We start from the raw sequence: 17,357 nt of genomic DNA, 5'->3' as shown, positions 1-17,357 counted from the left end.
AAGCCCGCGCCGGACCTCCGTAGACTGGCCGGCGTGAGCGACACCCCCGGCACCCCAGGCAGTACAGGACCAGAAGGCGACCCCTTCGGGAGCGACCCGTTCGAGGAGTTCGAGGAGATCGTGGGGGAGGAGACCCAGCGCGATCCCGACCTCGCGGTCATCGAGGCGGGCAGCCGCACGCTGCGCACCCAGGCCGGGTCGCTCGCCGCCGACGACGTGCCCGCCCGCCCGGAGGATCCGGAGACCGACCGCGCCCTGCGCGCGGTGGAGCAGGAGCTGCTCGACCGCTGGCCGGAGACGCGTCTCGAACCGAGCCTGGACCGCATCCGGGCCCTCATGGACGTCCTCGGGGAGCCGCAGCGCTCCTACCAGTCCGTGCACATCACCGGGACGAACGGCAAGACGAGCACCGCCCGCATGATCGACGCGCTGCTCCGGGCGTTCGAACTGCGCACCGGGCGGTACAGCAGCCCGCACGTGCAGTCGATGACCGAGCGCATCAGCGTCGACGGGACGCCGCTGCCGGCCGAGGACTTCATCCGCACGTACGAGGACACCAAGCCCTTCTTCGACCTGGTCGACGCCACCCAGGAGCACCGGCTCTCCTTCTTCGAGGCGCTGACGGGCATGGCCTACGCGGCGTTCGCGGACGCGCCGGTCGAGGTCGCCGTGGTCGAGGTCGGCATGGGGGGCAGCTGGGACGCCACCAACGTCATCGACGCCGGGGTCTCCGTCGTCACCCCGATCTCCCTCGACCACACCGAGCGGCTGGGGGGGACACCGGCCGAGATCGCCCGGGAGAAGTCCGGCATCATCGCGCCCGACGCGACGGTCGTGCTGGCCCAGCAGCCCGTGGAGGCGGCTGCCGTCCTCATGCGCCGGGCCGCCGAGCAGGGTGCGACGGTCGCCCGCGAGGGGCTGGAGTTCGGGGTCGTCAGCCGGGAGGTCGCCGTCGGCGGGCAGCTGCTGACCCTGCGCGGCCTCGGCGGTGAGTACCCCGACCTCTTCCTGCCGCTGCACGGCGCGCACATGGCGCACAACGCCGCCGTGGCCCTGGCCGCGGTCGAGGCGTTCTTCGGCGTCGGGGCCGAGCAGGGGCGCACGCTCGACGTGGACACCATCCGCACCGCCTTCGCCGCCGTGACCTCGCCCGGCCGTCTCGAACTCGTGCGCTCCAGCCCCTCCGTGCTCCTGGACGCCGCGCACAACCCGGGCGGTGCGCGCGCCACGGCGGAGGCGGTCTCCGAGGCGTTCGGCTTCAGCCGGCTCGTCGGCGTCGTCGGGCCGAGCGGTGACAAGGACGTGCGCGGCGTGCTGGAGGCGCTGGAGCCGGTGCTCGCCGAGGTCGTCGTCACGCGCAACTCCACCCCCCGGGCGATGGACGTCGACGCCCTGGCGGCCCTGGCCGTCGAGGTGTTCGGGGAGGAGCGGGTCCAGGTGGAGCCGCGGCTGGACGACGCGCTGGAGGCGGCCATCACCCTGGCCGAGGAGGAGCACGAGTTCTCCGGGGCCGGGGTGCTGGTGACCGGCTCGGTGATCACCGTCGGCGAGGCCCGGCTGCTGTTGGGGAAGGACCGCTGATGCGAACGCTGTGTGCCTCCACGTTGCTGGCGGAGTTCTTCGTCATCGGTTTCGCGGGTCTCGTCGCCATGCGGCTGACCGACCACGGAGCGGCCACCGTGTGGACCGTCTCGGGCGTCGCGATGGCCCTGTGCCTGCTGCTGTGCGGCATGCTCGGCCGCCCCGGCGGCGTCCAGCTCGGCTGGGCCCTCCAGGTCGCGCTGATCGCGAGCGGCTTCGTGGTGCCGACGATGTTCGTCCTGGGGGCCGTCTTCACCCTCCTGTGGTGGGTGTCGATCAGGGTCGGGACGACGGTGGACCGGGCGAAGGCGGAGCGGGCCGCCGCGTCCCCGCCGGCTCCCTGAACGACGGCCGCGGGCGTCCGACCGCGTTCGTTGTGTAGCCTCAGCGCGTCCCCCCGTGCCCGTGACGCCCCCGAACGGGCCCGACGAAAGCAAGGAGCGGCCCATGAGCCAGCGCACCCTCGTCCTTCTCAAGCCCGATGCGGTCCGGCGCGGCCTGATGGGCGAGATCATCGGCCGCCTCGAAGCCAAGGCGGGCTGGACGATCACCGCGCTGGAGCTGCGCACGCTGGACCGGGCCACGCTGGAGCAGCACTACGCGGAGCACGAAGGACGGCCGTTCTACGCGCCGTTGCTGGAGTTCATGACGTCGGGCCCGTCGGCGGTGATGGTCGTCGAGGGCGAGCGCGTCATCGAGGGCGTGCGGGCGCTGGCCGGTCCCACGGACCCGATCCAGGCCGCCCCGGGCTCCATTCGAGGGGATTTCGGAACAATTGTCCGGGAAAACCTCATTCACGCCTCGGATTCCGCCGAATCCGCCGAACGTGAGATGAAGATCTTCTTCCCCCGGGGTGCCTGAATCCCTTTTCTGGCGGTGCGTCAGTTGAGACACCGCCACCTCACGCCGCGCGGAGGCGGCCGGGTCCGACCGGCCGCCTCGTGCATATTCGTCGCCCGCGGCGGGAACGAATCACCCGGACGCGACGTCACCAGGGGTAGGTCCGGTCGTCGCCTGCACCACAATGGCGGGGGAACCCGATCCTCGTAGTTCGAATCATCGCGACTACGATGGAGGCCTCCGGAAGACCCTCCGCGATCCGCAGCGCTTCCTGCCCTCTTGCCTGCTCATCCACTTCGCTCCTGCTGGAAGGCCAGACGTATCCTCATGGCGAACAACATGTCGTTCATCGGCCGTGACATGGCGATCGACCTCGGGACCGCGAATACGCTGGTGTACGTCAGAGGGCGCGGAATTGTCCTCAACGAGCCGTCCGTCGTCGCTATCAACACCAACACCGGCGGGATTCTCGCCGTGGGTGCCGAGGCGAAGAAGATGATCGGCCGCACCCCGGGGAACATCGTGGCGGTCCGCCCGCTGAAGGACGGCGTCATCGCCGACTTCGAGATCACCGAGCGGATGCTGCGCTACTTCATCCTGAAGGTGCACCGGCGCCGCTACCTCGCCCGCCCCCGCGTCGTCATCTGCGTGCCCTCCGGCATCACCGGGGTCGAGCGCCGCGCGGTCATCGAGGCGTCCACCCAGGCGGGCGCACGGCAGGTGCACATCATCGAGGAGCCGATGGCCGCCGCGATCGGATCGGGCCTTCCGGTGCACGAGGCGACGGGCAACATGGTCGTCGACATCGGCGGTGGCACCACGGAGGTCGCCGTCATCTCCCTCGGCGGCATCGTCACCGCCCAGTCGATCCGGGTCGCGGGCGACGAACTGGACAACGCGATCATCCAGCACGTGAAGAAGGAGTACAGCCTCCTCCTCGGCGAGCGGAGCGCGGAGTCCATCAAGATCACCATCGGGTCCGCCTACGACCTCGAACAGGACGAGCACACCGAGATCCGCGGCCGGGACCTGGTCAGCGGCCTGCCCAAGACGGTCGTCATCTCGGCCGCCGAGGTGCGCAAGGCCATCGAGGAACCGGTCAACTCCATCGTCGACGCGGTCAAGACGACGCTCGACAAGTGCCCGCCCGAGCTGTCGGGCGACGTGATGGACCGCGGCATCGTCCTCACCGGAGGCGGCGCCCTGCTGCGCGGCCTCGACGAGCGCCTGCGGCAGGAGACGGGCATGCCCATCCACATCGCCGAGGACCCGCTGGACTCGGTGGCGCTCGGCTCCGGGAAGTGCGTCGAGGAGTTCGAGGCGCTCCAGCAGGTCCTGGACTCGCAGCCGCGCAGGTGACCGTGGAGACCGGACGGCGGGTGACCGTACGCCCGTCCGGGTCATACCGGTGGACAGCGCACCGGATCGCACCGAAGGTCCTTAAGGCAGACACGGTTCCGACAAGGGGAAGGCACGGCAGTCGCACGTGAGGGACTCCCGAGAAAGCCGGCTTCTGCTCATCCTCCTCGTAGCCATCGCGTTCGCACTGATCACGGTGGACATGAGGAGTGGTGAGAGCTCGCCGCTCGACAGTGCCCGGGAAGGCGCCGCGTCCGTCTTCGGGCCGGTGGAGAACGCCGTCGCCGGCGCCGTCGACCCGGTGGGCAACGCCATAACGGCCGTCCGCGAGTCCGGCGACCGGCACGACCGGCTGGCCGCCCTGGAACGCGAGAACGCCGAGCTCAAGACGCAGCTCGGCTCCGACGAACGCCGGGACTCCCGCGCCGCCCAGCTGGACAAGCTCCTGCGGACGGCGGCCGCCGGGCAGTACGGCGTCAAGGGCGCGCAGGTCATCGCCATCGGAGCCGCCCAGGGCTTCTCCTGGACCATCACCCTGGACGTCGGCGAGCGCGACGGGATCACCACCGACATGACCGTGCTCAACGGCGACGGGCTCGTCGGCCGCGTCACCACCGTCGGCCCCACGACGTCGACCGTGCTGCTGGCCACCGACCCCGACTTCACCGTCGGTACCCGGCTGGAGGGCAACGACGAGCTCGGCTTCGCCACCGGACGCGGCGACAGCTGGCTCACGGTGCAACTGCTGAACAGCAAGGCCGACGTCAAGAAGGGCGACCGCATGGTCACCTTCGGCTCCAGCGGTGACCGGCCCTTCGTGCCCGGCGTCCCCGTCGGCAAGGTCGTCGAGGTACCCCCGACCACCGGCGGCCTCACCCGCACCATCCGGGTCGAGCCCTACGTCGGCTTCAGCCGTCTCGACATCGTCGGTGTCGTCGTCGAACCGCCCCGTGAGAACCCCCGCGACACCGTGCTCCCCGATCCGCCGAAGGCCGAGCCGACCCCCACCGTCACGGTGACCGTGGGACCGGACGGCGAACCCCTGGAGGAGGGCGCCGAGGGGCAGGACGGTCTGGAGGGCCAGGGCGGCCAGGACGAACTGGACCCGCAGGGCCCTCAGGAGACCGAGCCGGACGTCCCGGCCGATCCGGACGCCGTCGGCCGGGACACCGAGGAAGTGGCCGGAGCGGCCGGGATCGACGAGGGAGTGGAGTAGCCGATGCGCTTCAACCGCATGCTGCTGTCGGCGACGCTGCTCGTCGTGGCCCTGGTCCTCCAGGTCACCGTGCTCGCCCGGCTCCAGCTTCCCGGGGCCACACCCGACCTGCTGCTCCTGACGGTGCTCGGTCTGGCCCTCGTCTACGGGCACACCAGCGGCGCACTCATCGGCTTCACCGCCGGACTCCTGGCCGATCTCGCACCTCCCGCCGACCACGCCGTCGGCCGCTACGCCCTCGTGCTCTGCGTCGTCGGGTACGTCGCCGGGCTGACGAAGCCGGAGAGCGGCCGGCACCGCAGCGCCACCCTGCCCATGCTCGTCGTCGCGGGCGCCGCCCTCGCCTCCACCCTGCTCTACGCGGGTGTGGGAGCGCTCGTCGGCGACGGCGCGGCACGCCACGTGGGCCTGGGGGGACTGCTGTTCACCGCGACGCTGTACGACCTGCTGCTCGCCCCGTTCACCGTGCCGCTCGTCATGGCCCTGGCCCGTCGCGCGGATCCCGACCCCCTCGGCGAGACCGCCGGTGGCACGGGCACGGCGGGGGAGAGCGGCTACGGGCCGCTCGCCGCCGGGGCGGGCGCGCTGTCCCGCGGCACGGTGGGCGGCGGACGGTTCGGCAAGCGCGCCGGTCTCGGGCGTCGCCCGGGCCGGGGCGGCTGGGCCTGGGCCGGCGGCGGGAGCGGCGGACGCGGGCTGCTGGGCCGCTCGCCGCGCACCCGCGCGGGACGCATCAAGGGAGTCAAGCGGCTGTGACGGGGAGGGCCTCATGAGCAACATTCCGGAGACCGGGCGCACGTCGCGCGTCACCATCCGCCTGATCGCCATCCAGATCCTCGTCTTCTCGCTGATCCTCACGCTCGGCGGCCGGCTGTGGTTTCTCCAGATCCGCAACGGCGACGAGTACCAGGAGGAGGCGGCGGGCAACCACGTCCAGCAGGTCGTGCAGCCCGCCCCGCGCGGCACCCTCTACGACGCACGCGGCGTCCCGCTCGCCGACACCGAGACCCGGCTGGTCGTCTCCGCCAGCCGCACCGAGCTGATGAAGATGCGCGACGACGGGGAGGCCGTCCTCGGCCGCGTCGCCGAGGTTCTGGGGATGACCGGGGAAGAGGTCGCCCACAAGGTGCGGCTGTGCAACAACGAGACGCCCCAGCCCTGCTGGAACGGCTCCCCCTACCAGCCCATCCCCATCACGGACGAGGCCACCACCCAGCAGGCCCTCACCATCCGCGAGCGGGGTGAGGACTTTCCCGGCATCACCGCCGAGCCCGCCGCCGTCCGCCGCTACCCCGCGCCCTACAAGGCCAACACCGCCCAGGTGCTCGGCTACCTCTCGCCGGTCACCGACGAGGAGGTGCAGAAGGCCAAGGACACCGATTCGCCGCTCCTGCGCTCCGACCAGGTCGGCCGCTCCGGCCTCGAACGCTCCTACGACACCCAGCTGCGCGGCGACGCGGGCGTCCTGCGCTACGAGGTGGACAAGCTCGGCCGCGTCCTCGGCATGGCCGACAGCGACGAGCCGGTGGCCGGATCCTCCGTCGTGACCAGCATCGACTCCCGGGTGCAGGCCGTCGCGGAGTACCAGCTGAACCAGGCGATGGAGACGGCCCGCAAGGAGACCGACTCGATCACGGGTCGGCCCTACGAGGCGGACTCCGGCGCCGTCGTCGTCATGGAGTCCAAGACGGGCCGGATCGTGGCCATGGCCTCCCAGCCCGACTACGACCCGAACGCCTGGGTGGGGGGCATCGACGCCGAGCAGTACGCCGAGCTCACCGGGGAGAACTCCAACTACCCCCTGCTCAACCGCGCCATCCAGGGCCAGGCGGCCCCCGGCTCGATCTTCAAGGTCGTCTCCTCGATGGGGGCCGTCAACGCGGGCTACCCCTTCGACGACACCTACTCCTGCAGCAGCTCCTACAGCCTCGGCAGCCACAGCTTCGCCAACTTCGAGTCCACCGGCCACGGGCCCATCACCCTCGGCAAGGCCCTGGAGGTCTCCTGCAACACCGTCTTCTACCGGCTCGGGCACACCGAGTGGCGCAAGGACGGTGGCTCCAAGGTGAAGCCCGGCGAGGCCGACGAGCACCTGTACAAGGCGGCCAAGGACTTCGGTCTCAGCAAGAAGACCGGCATCGACCTGCCGAACGAGGTCACCGGCCGCATCCCCGACCGCCAGTGGAAGCAGGACTACTGGGAGGCGAACAAGGACAGCTGGTGCAAGCAGGCCAAGGCCGCCAAGAAGACCGGTGACGAGCAGAAGGACTACGTCGCCAAGCTCGCCCGCGAGAACTGCGAGACGGGCATGCAGCTGCGGGCCGGCGACAGCATCATCTACGCCATCGGCCAGGGCGACATCCTCGTCACCCCGATCCAGATGGCCACCGGCTACGCGGCCATCAGCAACGGCGGGACCCTGTACGACCCGACCGTCGGCAAGGCGATCATCAGCCCCGACGGCCGCGAGGTCGAGACGATCGAGCCCACGGCGCACGGCAAGCTGCCCGCCTCCAAGAAGACGGTCTCCCAGATCGACCAGGCGCTCCAGGACGTCGCCACCCGGGGTACGGCCTCCTGGCGCTTCACCACCTGGCCGCACGACGAGATCCCGATCCACGCCAAGACCGGCACCGCCCAGGTCTACGGCAAGCAGACGACGTCCTGGCTGGCCACGTACACCGACGACTACACGATCGTCATGACGATCTCCCAGGCCGGCACCGGCTCCGGCGCCTCCGGTCCGGCCGTCCGCAACCTCTACGACGCGATCTACGGCGTCGAGGAGGACGGCTCCATCGACCGGAAGAAGGCCCTGCTGCCGAAGCCCGAGAAGGACCTGCCGAGGATCAGCCCGACCGGCACGGTGCAGGCGGAGCGCACCGACCCCAAGCTGGTGAAGTTCTGGCGTGAGGCGGAGTTCAGCTGATGAGCGTCCACTCCTTCGACACCAGCGCCGTCGGACCGCCCAAGAGCCTGTGGTCCCGCGTGACCGCCCGCGGCTCGCTGGCCCGGCGGCTCGACTGGCCGCTGATGCTCGTGCCGCTGCTGCTGTGCGCCGTCGGCGCGCTGCTCGTCTGGTCCGCCACCCGCAACCGCACCGAGCTGACCGGCGGCGACCCGCAGCAGTTCCTCTACAAGCACGTGGTCAACACGGCCATCGGTGTCGCCCTGGCCATCGGCGTCGTCTGGATAGGGCATCAGCGGCTCCGCTCGCTCATGCCGGTCCTCTACACGCTCGCCCTCGTCCTGATCGGTCTCGTCTACACCCCGCTCGGCGCCACGATCAACGGCGAGCGCGCCTGGCTGAACCTCGCCCCGGGCCTGCAGATCCAGCCCTCGGAGTTCATCAAGGTCACCATCATCCTGGGGATGGCGGTGCTGCTGTCGGCGAAGGTCGACGCGGGTGACCGGGAGCATCCCGACCACCGCACCGTCGTCCAGGCGCTGGCGCTGGCCGCCCTTCCCGTCGCCGTCGTCGGCGACCTCGGGCAGGTCATGGTGTGCGTGGTGATCATCCTGGGCGTGCTGCTGGCCTCGGGCGCCGCGAACCGCTGGGTGTTCGGCCTGATCGTCACCGGAGCCGCCGGTGCCGTCGCGGTGTGGCTGTTCGGACTGCTCGACGAGTACCAGCTCAACCGCTTCGCGGCCTTCGCCAACCCGGCCCTCGACCCGTCGGGCGTCGGCTACAACACGAACCAGGCCCGCATCGCCATCGGTTCCGGCGGCCTCTTCGGCACCGGCCTGTTCGAGGGCTCGCAGACGACCGGCCAGTTCGTGCCCGAGCAGCAGACGGACTTCATCTTCACCGTGGCCGGTGAGGAGCTCGGCTTCGTGGGCGGCTCGCTCATCCTGCTGCTGCTCGCCGTCCTGCTGTGGCGGGCGTGCCGCATCGCGCGCGAGGCGACCGACCTCTACAGCACGATCATCGCGGCCGGCATCGTGGCCTGGTTCGCCTTCCAGTCCTTCGAGAACATCGGCATGTCGCTGGGCATCATGCCGGTCGCGGGACTGCCCCTGCCGTTCGTCTCCTACGGCGGTTCGTCGATGTTCGCCGTCTGGATCGCGATCGGCATGCTCCAGTCCGTCCGCATACAGCGCCCGCTGTCGGCCTGAGCCGCACCCCGCACGCGCGGCGGGGGCTCGACGGGTGCGGGACGGGTGGTCCCGTCGGACGGGTTACGCTGGAGGATCACCGCGGCGCCGTGCCGTGGCCCGCGCCGCTCCGGCGGGGCCCCGGCTCCACGACGCCCGGTGGCCCGCCAGCACGGTCCGTATCAGCACAGCCCCCGTACCCGAGGACACCACCCATGCCTGTCGAGTCGGTCTTCCCGCGCCTGGAGGCCCTCCTCCCGCACGTCCAGAAGCCGATCCAGTACGTCGGCGGCGAACTGAACTCCACGGTCAAGGAGTGGGACGAGGCCGACGTCCGCTGGGCGCTGATGTATCCGGACGCCTACGAGGTCGGGCTGCCCAACCAGGGCGTCATGATCCTCTACGAGGTGCTGAACGAGCGCGAGCGCGTCCTGGCCGAGCGGACCTACAGCGTCTGGCCGGACCTGGAGGCGCTGATGCGGGAGCACGGCGTGCCGCAGTTCACCGTCGACGCCCACCGTCCGGTCGGCGCCTTCGACCTCTTCGGCGTCTCCTTCTCCACCGAGCTCGGGTACACGAACCTCCTCACCGCCCTCGACCTCGCGGGCATCCCCCTGGACGCCGCCGAGCGCACCGTCGACCACCCGATCGTGGTGGCCGGCGGCCACGCCGCGTTCAACCCCGAGCCCATCGCCGACTTCGTGGACTGCGCCGTCATCGGCGACGGCGAGCAGGCCGTCCTGGAGATGACCGAGATCGTCCGGGCCTGGAAGGCCGAGGGGCGTCCGGGTGGCCGCGACGAGGTGCTGACACGCCTCGCGCGGACCGGTGGCGTCTACGTGCCGCGCTTCTACGACGTGGAGTACCTGGCCGACGGCCGGATCTCCCGCGTCGTGCCGAACCGCTCGGGCGTGCCGTGGCGGGTCTCCAAGCACACCGTCATGGACCTCGACGAGTGGCCCTACCCCAAGCAGCCGCTGGTCCCGCTCGCCGAGACCGTGCACGAGCGGATGTCCGTCGAGATCTTCCGGGGCTGTACCCGGGGCTGCCGGTTCTGCCAGGCCGGCATGATCACCCGGCCGGTTCGGGAGCGTTCGATCACCGGCATCGGCGAGATGGTCGACAAGGGTCTGAAGAACACCGGCTTCGAGGAGGTCGGTCTCCTCTCCCTCAGCTCCGCCGACCACAGCGAGATCGGCGACGTCGCGAAGGGCCTGGCCGACCGGTACGAGGAGGACAAGATCGGCCTGTCCCTGCCCTCCACCCGCGTCGACGCCTTCAACATCGACCTGGCCAACGAACTGACCCGCAACGGACGCCGCTCCGGACTCACCTTCGCTCCCGAGGGCGGCAGCGAGCGCATCCGCAAGGTCATCAACAAGATGGTCTCCGAGGAGGACCTGATCCGCACGGTCGCCACCGCCTACGGCAACGGCTGGCGCCAGGTGAAGCTCTACTTCATGTGCGGCCTCCCCACCGAGACCGACGAGGACGTCCTCCAGATCGCGGACATGGCGACGAAGGTCATCGCCAAGGGCCGCGAGGTCTCCCGGTCGAACGACATCCGCTGCACCGTGTCCATCGGCGGGTTCGTGCCCAAGCCCCACACGCCCTTCCAGTGGGCGCCCCAGCTCTCCGCCGAGGAGACCGACACGCGGCTGGGCAAGCTGCGGGACGCGATCCGCGCCGACAAGAGGTACGGCCGGTCCATCGGCTTCCGCTACCACGACGGCAAGCCCGGCATCGTCGAGGGGCTGCTGTCGCGCGGCGACCGCCGGGTCGGCGACGTCATCCGCGCGGTCTACGAGGCCGGGGGACGTTTCGACGGCTGGCGTGAGTACTTCAGCTACGACCTGTGGATGGAGTGCGCCGCGAAGACCCTGCCCGGCCACGGCGTCGACGTCGACTGGTACACGACCCGCGAGCGCGCCTACGAGGAGGTGCTGCCCTGGGACCACCTCGACAGCGGCCTCGACAAGGACTGGCTGTGGGAGGACTGGCAGGACGCCCTCGACGAGACCGAGGTCGAGGACTGCCGCTGGACGCCCTGCTTCGACTGCGGCGTCTGCCCCCAGATGGACACCTCCATCCAGATCGGCCCGACCGGCAAGAAGCTGCTGCCGCTGACCGTGGTGAAGTAGCGGCCGTGCCCGAACTCGTCCCGCCCACCGAGCGGGTGCACGCCTCCTTCCTCGCCGCCATGGACGAGCTGCGCGAGGAGGGTCGCGGCGGCGCGGACGACGCCTCCATGATCGGCCGGGACATCCGGCTGTACGCGGCTCGGTGGGGCGGCCCGGAGGGCTTCGCCCAGTACGTGGCGGGCGTCCGCGCGGAGGCCCTGGAGACGACGCCGCGCCCGCCCGGCCACGTCCCCTCCACGACGTGGTGGTGGGTCGACGGCGAGGTCTACCTCGGACGGCTCGCCCTGCGGCACGCCCTCAACCAGCGGCTGCTGGAGTGGGGCGGCCACATCGGCTACGACGTCCGTCCCTCGGCCCGGCGCCGGGGGCACGCCACCGCGATGCTGCGGGCCGCGCTGCCCCACGCGGCGGAGTTGGGCATCGACCCGGTCCTGATCACCTGTGACCACGACAACGTGGCCTCCCGCAGGGTCATCGAGCGCTGCGGCGGCGTCTTCGAGGACCGCCGGGCCGAGAAGCTCCGCTACTGGGTGCCGACGACGTCGCGACCCCGGCCGCCGGACTAGGCTTGCACCCGATCGACCCAGCGCCCCCTCCGGGCGGCGCGTTCAGCAAGGAGAAGGACCCCTGGGGAAGCGACAGCCCGAAGGCCCGCCGCCCGCACCGGCCGTACAGCGCGTCCGACTGCGCTACACGAAGCGTGGCCGCCTGAGGTTCACCAGCCACCGAGACTTCCAGCGCGCCTTCGAGCGCGCGCTGCGGCGCGCCGAGGTGCCGATGGCCTACTCGGCCGGTTTCACACCCCACCCCAAGGTCTCCTACGCCAACGCCGCCCCCACCGGGACGGCGAGCGAGGCGGAGTACCTGGAGATCGCCCTGGCCGACCGGCGCGAGCCGCAGGCGCTGCGCGCGCTGCTCGACGCGTCCCTGCCGCCCGGTCTCGACGTGCTCGACGCGGTCGAGGCCCACACCTCCGGTTTCGCCGACCGCCTGACGGCCTCCCGATGGGAGCTGCGGCTGGAGAGGGTCGAGCCCGCCGAGGCCGAGTCGGCCGTCCGGGCGTTCCTCGACGCGCCGAGCGTCGAGGTGCAGCGGGAGACGAAAAAGGGGTTGCGCACCTTCGACGCCCGTGCGGCGGTGGCCTCGCTGGAGGTCGTCCGGACGCCCGGGGGAGAGGCGCCCGATAGGCCGGACACCACTCCCTGTGCGATACTGCGCCTGGTGGTACGGCACCTGACACCTGCTGTACGACCCGACGACGTCCTGTCCGGTCTCCGCGCAGCGGCCGGCCTGGCGCCGCCGGTCCCCGCTGCGGTGACCAGGCTGGCGCAGGGGCCGCTCGACGAGGAGAGCGGCACGGTGGCCGATCCGTTGGCGCCCGACCGCGACGCTACAAGCGTCGCGACGGCGCCCGGGCCCACCGCGTAGGGCGGCGTCGCGACGCCGCCGACGTGCCAGGCACCAGGGAGCCACCCGGGTACCGCCGGAAGGCCGGCGCACACACCGACAGACTTTCGCCGTAGCCGGGCCGGATGGCCAGGAACCGGCGAGTGAGACAACAGCTCCCGTGCGGCGCCCGCGCCCCGGACCGCGACACCGTCCCGATGCCGCGTATCCGCGGCGAGCGCAGGCGTGGCATCCGGGAGCGTGACGGGAGACACCCGCGCATGCTCGAACCGACAGAATCCGCTCCGGCGGAGCGCCCGGAGAACACCACGCCGAGCGACAACCTCCCCTCGCGCAGGCGACGCAGGGCCGCGACACGGCCCGCCGGTCCGCCCGCCCCCGCCCCCGAGGCCCGGGAGAGCGCCCCCGAGGAGGCCGCCGGACCGGTCGAGGCCCCCGCCGCGACCACCGAGCAGCCCGAGGCGCGGTCCTCGGCCCCCGAGCCGACCGCGGAGGTCAAGCCTCCGCGCGCCCGGCGCCGGGCCACGCGCAAGAGCACCGCCCCGGCCGCCGCCGAGTCCTCGGGCGCCCCGGCGTCCGACGCCCCGGCCGAGGCCGGGGAGGAGCCCGCCACCGAGACCGCCGCCGCCACGCCGCCCGCGGAGCCGGAGAGCTCCGGGCGGCGGAGGAAGCGGGCACCCGCCGCGAAGGGCGAGCCCTCCGCGAAGAGTGAGCCCGCCCCGCAGCGCGAGCCCGAGCAGGCCTCCGAAGAGAAGCCGGAGAAGCCCGCACGACGGGCGCGCAGGGCCGACGCCGCGGACGAGCGTGACGACGCCCCGGCGTCGGCCTCCGAGGCGGTGGGTCGCGGGCGTCGCACCAAGCCGGCCCTTCCGCCCACCGCCGTCTTCCAGCCGCCGGTGTTCACCGAGCCCACCTTCCAGACGCCGCAGAGCGTCGCCGCCTCCGCGGCGGCGGCACAGGCCGAGGACGAGGACGAGACCGAGGACGAGCAGCCCGCTGCCGACGAGCGCCCGACGCGCCGACGCCGTCGCCGCGCCGACGCCGCCGGGAGTGCGGAGCGCCCGGAGTCGGGGAAGGCCCAGGACGCCGGGAACGTCTCGGCCGCCGAGGAGTCCGACGACACCGAGGATTCCGAGGACACGGCCGACGGGAGCGGGGACGGCTCCCGCGAGGACACCGACGAGGCGGGGGAGCGCCCGGCGCGCCGCCGCCGCCGGGGCGGCCGCCGGCGTCGCCGGGGTGAGGCCGGCGACGGCGACGGCGACACGGCCGACCACTCCTTCGAGGACGACGGCTCCGGGTCCGCGCGGGGCGCCGGTGCCGACGCCGCGGGCGAGGGCCGGGACGACAGCGCGGAGGAGTCCGACGGGGGAGACGACGAGGGCGGCACGTCCGCCTCCACCAGCAGCTCCCGTCGGCGGCGCCGCCGCCGTCGGCGCGGTGGGGACGAGGCTCCGGCCGCCGCCGAGTCGTCCGGGGACGACCCGGAGCGCACCGTCGTCAAGGTCCGCGAGCCGCGCAAGAAGAAGGCGGACGAGGGCGACGGCGTCCAGGCGATCAAGGGTTCGACCCGGCTGGAGGCCAAGAAGCAGCGCCGCCGGGAGGGCCGCGAGCAGGGCCGCCGTCGGGTGCCGATCATCACCGAGGCCGAGTTCCTGGCCCGCCGCGAGGCCGTCAAGCGGGAGATGATCGTCCGGCAGAGCGGCGAGCGCACGCAGATCGCGGTGCTGGAGGACGACGTCCTCGTCGAGCACTTCGTGAACAAGGAGCAGGCCACCTCCTACGTCGGCAACGTCTACCTGGGCAAGGTCCAGAACGTGCTGCCGTCGATGGAGGCCGCCTTCGTCGACATCGGCAAGGGCCGCAACGCCGTGCTCTACGCCGGTGAGGTCAACTTCGAGGCGCTGGGCGTCTCGGGCGGTCCGCGCCGGATCGAGACGGCGTTGAAGTCGGGCCAGTCGGTCCTGGTGCAGGTCACCAAGGACCCGATCGGTCACAAGGGCGCCCGGCTGACCAGCCAGGTCTCCCTGCCCGGCCGGTACCTGGTCTACGTGCCCGAGGGCTCGATGACCGGCATCAGCCGCAAGCTGCCCGACACCGAGCGCTCCCGGCTGAAGCAGATCCTGAAGAAGGTCGTCCCGGACGACGCCGGCGTCATCGTGCGCACCGCCGCAGAGGGAGCCAGCGAGGACGAGCTGGCCCGCGACGTCAAGCGGCTCCAGGCCCAGTGGGAGGACATCCAGAAGCGGGCCCAGAAGGGCAACGCACCCACCCTGCTCTACGGCGAGCCGGACATGACCGTGCGTGTGGTGCGGGACATCTTCAACGAGGACTTCACCAAGGTCGTCGTCAGCGGTGACGAGGCCTGGGAGACGATTCACAGCTACGTCACCCACGTGGCGCCCGACCTCTCCGAGCGCCTGCAGCGGTGGACCTCCGAGGTCGACGTGTTCGCGACGTACCGCATCGACGAGCAGCTGATGAAGGCGCTGGACCGCAAGGTCTGGTTGCCCAGCGGCGGCTCGCTGGTGATCGACCGCACCGAGGCGATGATCGTCGTCGACGTGAACACCGGGAAGTTCACCGGCCAGGGCGGCAACCTGGAGGAGACGGTCACCAGGAACAACCTGGAGGCGGCCGAGGAGATCGTGCGCCAGCTGCGGCTGCGCGACCTGGGCGGCATCATCGTGATCGACTTCATCGACATGGTGCTGGAGTCCAACCGGGACCTCGTCCTGCGGCGGCTCCTGGAGTGCCTGGGCCGGGACCGCACCAAGCACCAGGTCGCCGAGGTCACCTCGCTCGGTCTGGTGCAGATGACCCGCAAGCGGGTCGGACAGGGCCTGCTGGAATCCTTCTCCGAGCCGTGTGTGCACTGCAACGGGCGCGGTCTCCTCGTGCACATGGAGCAGGCACACGCTCCCGCCGGGGGCGGCGGCAAGCGCAAGAAGAAGGGCAAGGGCGGCGGCCAGCCGGAGGCGTCGCAGGCCGAGCCCGTCGCGCCGGTCCGGCCCGAGTCCGAGACCGAGCCCGCGGCACGGGAACGTCCCGAGGACCTGGAGCCCGTCACCGAGCAGGCACCCAAGGCGCTGCCCGAGCCGGCCTTCGAGCCCGACGAGGACCTGTACAGCAGCATCGCGGAGGCCGAGGAGGCCGCGTCCCGGCACCGGGGCAGGGGCCGTCGCCGGGTGAGCCGGAAGTCCGGGGCGCCCGCCGCCCCGGCCGGTGCGGAAGCCGTCCCCGCCGGTGCGGACGCCACCGCGGAGGAGCCCGTCTCCGAGCCGGCCGTCGAGCCCGCGCCCGAGGCGGTGCCCGAGCCCGAGCCGGCCGCAGCGCCCGAGCGGGAGACCGCTCGCACGCGTCGGCGTGGCAGCCGCAAGGTGTCCGCGCCGGCGGGCGCGCCGAAGGCGGACGAGGAGTCGGCCGAGGCGGCGGTGACCGTGGTCGCGGCGGCCGCCGAGCCCGTCACCGCGCCCGAGCCGGCGCCCGTCGAGGCCGAGTCGCCGTCGGCCGCAGTCGAGCCCGCACCCCGGGGACGTCGTCGGGTGAGCCGCAAGGTCTCCGTGCCCGCCGGTGCGCCGAAGGCGGACGAGGAGTCGGCCCAGGCCGCGGTGACCGTGATCCCGGCAGCCGGGACGACGGCGGCACCCGGTGACGAGCCGGTCGCGGCGTCGGCCACGCAGCCGCAGCCCGAACCGGCCTCGTCTCCCGCCACTGCCGAGAGCGAGCCCGCCCCGGCCCCTGCGCGTCGACGCGCCACCCGCCGGGTGACCGCCCCGACCGGAGCGCCGCAGGGGGAGGCGGCCGAGGCGATCGTCCTTCCGGCGGCCTCCGGGGCCGAGACCGAGCCTGCGGAGGAGGCCGAGGAGGAGCCGGCGAAGACGGCCGCCAAGAAGGCGCCGGCCAAGAAGGCCACGGCGAAGAAGACCGCCGAGAAGAAGACCGCGGCCAAGAAGGCCACGGCGAAGAAGGCGGCCGAGAAGAAGGCGCCGGCGAAGAAGACGGCGGCGAAGAAGACGACCGCCAAGCGCGCCGCCGCGAAGAAGTCGACGGCGAAGACGGCGGCGACCCGGGCGGCCGCGGCCGAGCAGCCCGCGAGCCCGACCGTGTCGGCCCCCACGGAGGAGTGACGTGGCGGGCCGGGCGGGTTCACCCGTCCGGCCCGCTCCCGTGGTCCGGGGGCCGGTTTGACCGGCCTGGTCAGGGGCCGTAATCTTGACCGCTGGCGTGTCACACGCGCCAGTGCTCCTGAGCACCTCCCTCCCACCCGGCCGGTCAGGCCGAGGGGAGAGGCCGTCGCTCCCTCCCGGGTTGTCGTGGACGTCCTCGCGGACGCCTGCGGACGACGGCTGGCATCAGGGGTTCCAGACGACGAACGAGAGAGAGTTCCGCGTGTACGCGATCGTGCGCACCGGCGGCCGTCAGCAGAAGGTTGCTGTCGGCGACGTCATCGAGGTTGACCGTATGTCCAGCAGCAAGGTCGGCGACACCGTCGAGCTCTCGACCGTGCTCGTGGTCGACGGGGACGCCGTCACCAGCGACCCGTGGGTGCTGGCCGGCGTGAAGGTCCAGGCCGAGGTCGTGGACCACCACAAGGGCGTCAAGATCGACATCCAGAAGTACAAGAACAAGACCGGTTACAAGAAGCGCATCGGTCACCGTCAGCTGCACACCGCGCTGAAGATCACCGGCATCCCCGCCCCGGCGAAGTAAGGGAC

13 protein-coding genes are annotated in these 17,357 nt (G+C 72.0%); all 13 read left to right on the top strand.

The features are described 5' to 3' along the window. The first annotated feature begins 33 nt into the window (after nt 1-33). Nucleotides 34-1,581, top strand: coding sequence for a bifunctional tetrahydrofolate synthase/dihydrofolate synthase (gene folC / locus IF129_RS03975; RefSeq protein WP_191207966.1), 1,548 nt, complete (start codon nt 34-36; stop codon nt 1,579-1,581). Beyond that, nucleotides 1,581-1,925, top strand: coding sequence for a DUF4233 domain-containing protein (locus tag IF129_RS03970; protein WP_191207965.1), 345 nt, complete (start codon nt 1,581-1,583; stop codon nt 1,923-1,925). Before folC ends, IF129_RS03970 begins: the two co-directional genes overlap by 1 nt. Nucleotides 1,926-2,028: 103 nt before the next feature. Then, nucleotides 2,029-2,442 (top strand): nucleoside-diphosphate kinase, encoded by a 414-nt coding sequence (gene ndk / locus IF129_RS03965; RefSeq protein ID WP_191207964.1) that lies wholly within the window; start codon nt 2,029-2,031, stop codon nt 2,440-2,442. A gap of 318 nt (nt 2,443-2,760) precedes the next feature. Beyond that, nucleotides 2,761-3,780 carry a rod shape-determining protein gene (locus IF129_RS03960; RefSeq protein ID WP_191208269.1) on the top strand — a complete coding sequence of 340 codons (1,020 nt, stop codon included), beginning with the start codon at nt 2,761-2,763 and terminating at the stop codon, nt 3,778-3,780. A 127-nt stretch (nt 3,781-3,907) separates the two neighbouring features. Then, nucleotides 3,908-4,996: a rod shape-determining protein MreC gene (gene mreC, locus IF129_RS03955; RefSeq protein ID WP_191207963.1), complete on the top strand. Its 1,089-nt coding sequence runs from the start codon at nt 3,908-3,910 to the stop codon at nt 4,994-4,996. 3 nt (nt 4,997-4,999) lie between these two features. Beyond that, nucleotides 5,000-5,752: a rod shape-determining protein MreD gene (mreD, locus tag IF129_RS03950; protein ID WP_191207962.1), complete on the top strand. Its 753-nt coding sequence runs from the start codon at nt 5,000-5,002 to the stop codon at nt 5,750-5,752. 13 nt (nt 5,753-5,765) lie between these two features. Beyond that, nucleotides 5,766-7,925: a penicillin-binding protein 2 gene (mrdA, locus tag IF129_RS03945; protein ID WP_191207961.1), complete on the top strand. Its 2,160-nt coding sequence runs from the start codon at nt 5,766-5,768 to the stop codon at nt 7,923-7,925. Next, complete coding sequence (rodA, locus tag IF129_RS03940) at nt 7,925-9,112, top strand: rod shape-determining protein RodA (RefSeq protein WP_191207960.1); 1,188 nt, start codon at nt 7,925-7,927, stop codon at nt 9,110-9,112. Before mrdA ends, rodA begins: the two co-directional genes overlap by 1 nt. 194 nt (nt 9,113-9,306) lie before the next feature. Further along, nucleotides 9,307-11,232, top strand: coding sequence for a TIGR03960 family B12-binding radical SAM protein (locus IF129_RS03935; protein WP_191207959.1), 1,926 nt, complete (start codon nt 9,307-9,309; stop codon nt 11,230-11,232). Between the two features lie 5 nt (nt 11,233-11,237). After that, entirely contained in the window at nt 11,238-11,798 is a 561-nt protein-coding gene (locus IF129_RS03930; RefSeq protein WP_191207958.1) for a GNAT family N-acetyltransferase, read from the top strand. Nucleotides 11,799-11,859: 61 nt separating this feature from the next. Beyond that, complete coding sequence (locus tag IF129_RS03925) at nt 11,860-12,660, top strand: TIGR03936 family radical SAM-associated protein (RefSeq protein WP_191208268.1); 801 nt, start codon at nt 11,860-11,862, stop codon at nt 12,658-12,660. A gap of 239 nt (nt 12,661-12,899) precedes the next feature. After that, nucleotides 12,900-16,769 carry a ribonuclease E/G gene (locus IF129_RS03920; protein ID WP_191207957.1) on the top strand — a complete coding sequence of 1,290 codons (3,870 nt, stop codon included), beginning with the start codon at nt 12,900-12,902 and terminating at the stop codon, nt 16,767-16,769. A 262-nt stretch (nt 16,770-17,031) separates the two neighbouring features. Beyond that, on the top strand, nt 17,032-17,352 hold the full coding sequence (gene rplU / locus IF129_RS03915; protein ID WP_191207956.1) for a 50S ribosomal protein L21: 321 nt from the start codon (nt 17,032-17,034) through the stop codon (nt 17,350-17,352). Nucleotides 17,353-17,357 lie beyond the last annotated feature (5 nt).

It is taken from the genome of Streptomyces chumphonensis (assembly GCF_014779715.1).
GTDB lineage: Bacteria > Actinomycetota > Actinomycetes > Streptomycetales > Streptomycetaceae > Streptomyces > Streptomyces chumphonensis.
The sequence above is the reverse complement of the archived record's forward strand: the minus strand, read 5'-3'. Positions and strand labels throughout refer to the sequence as shown.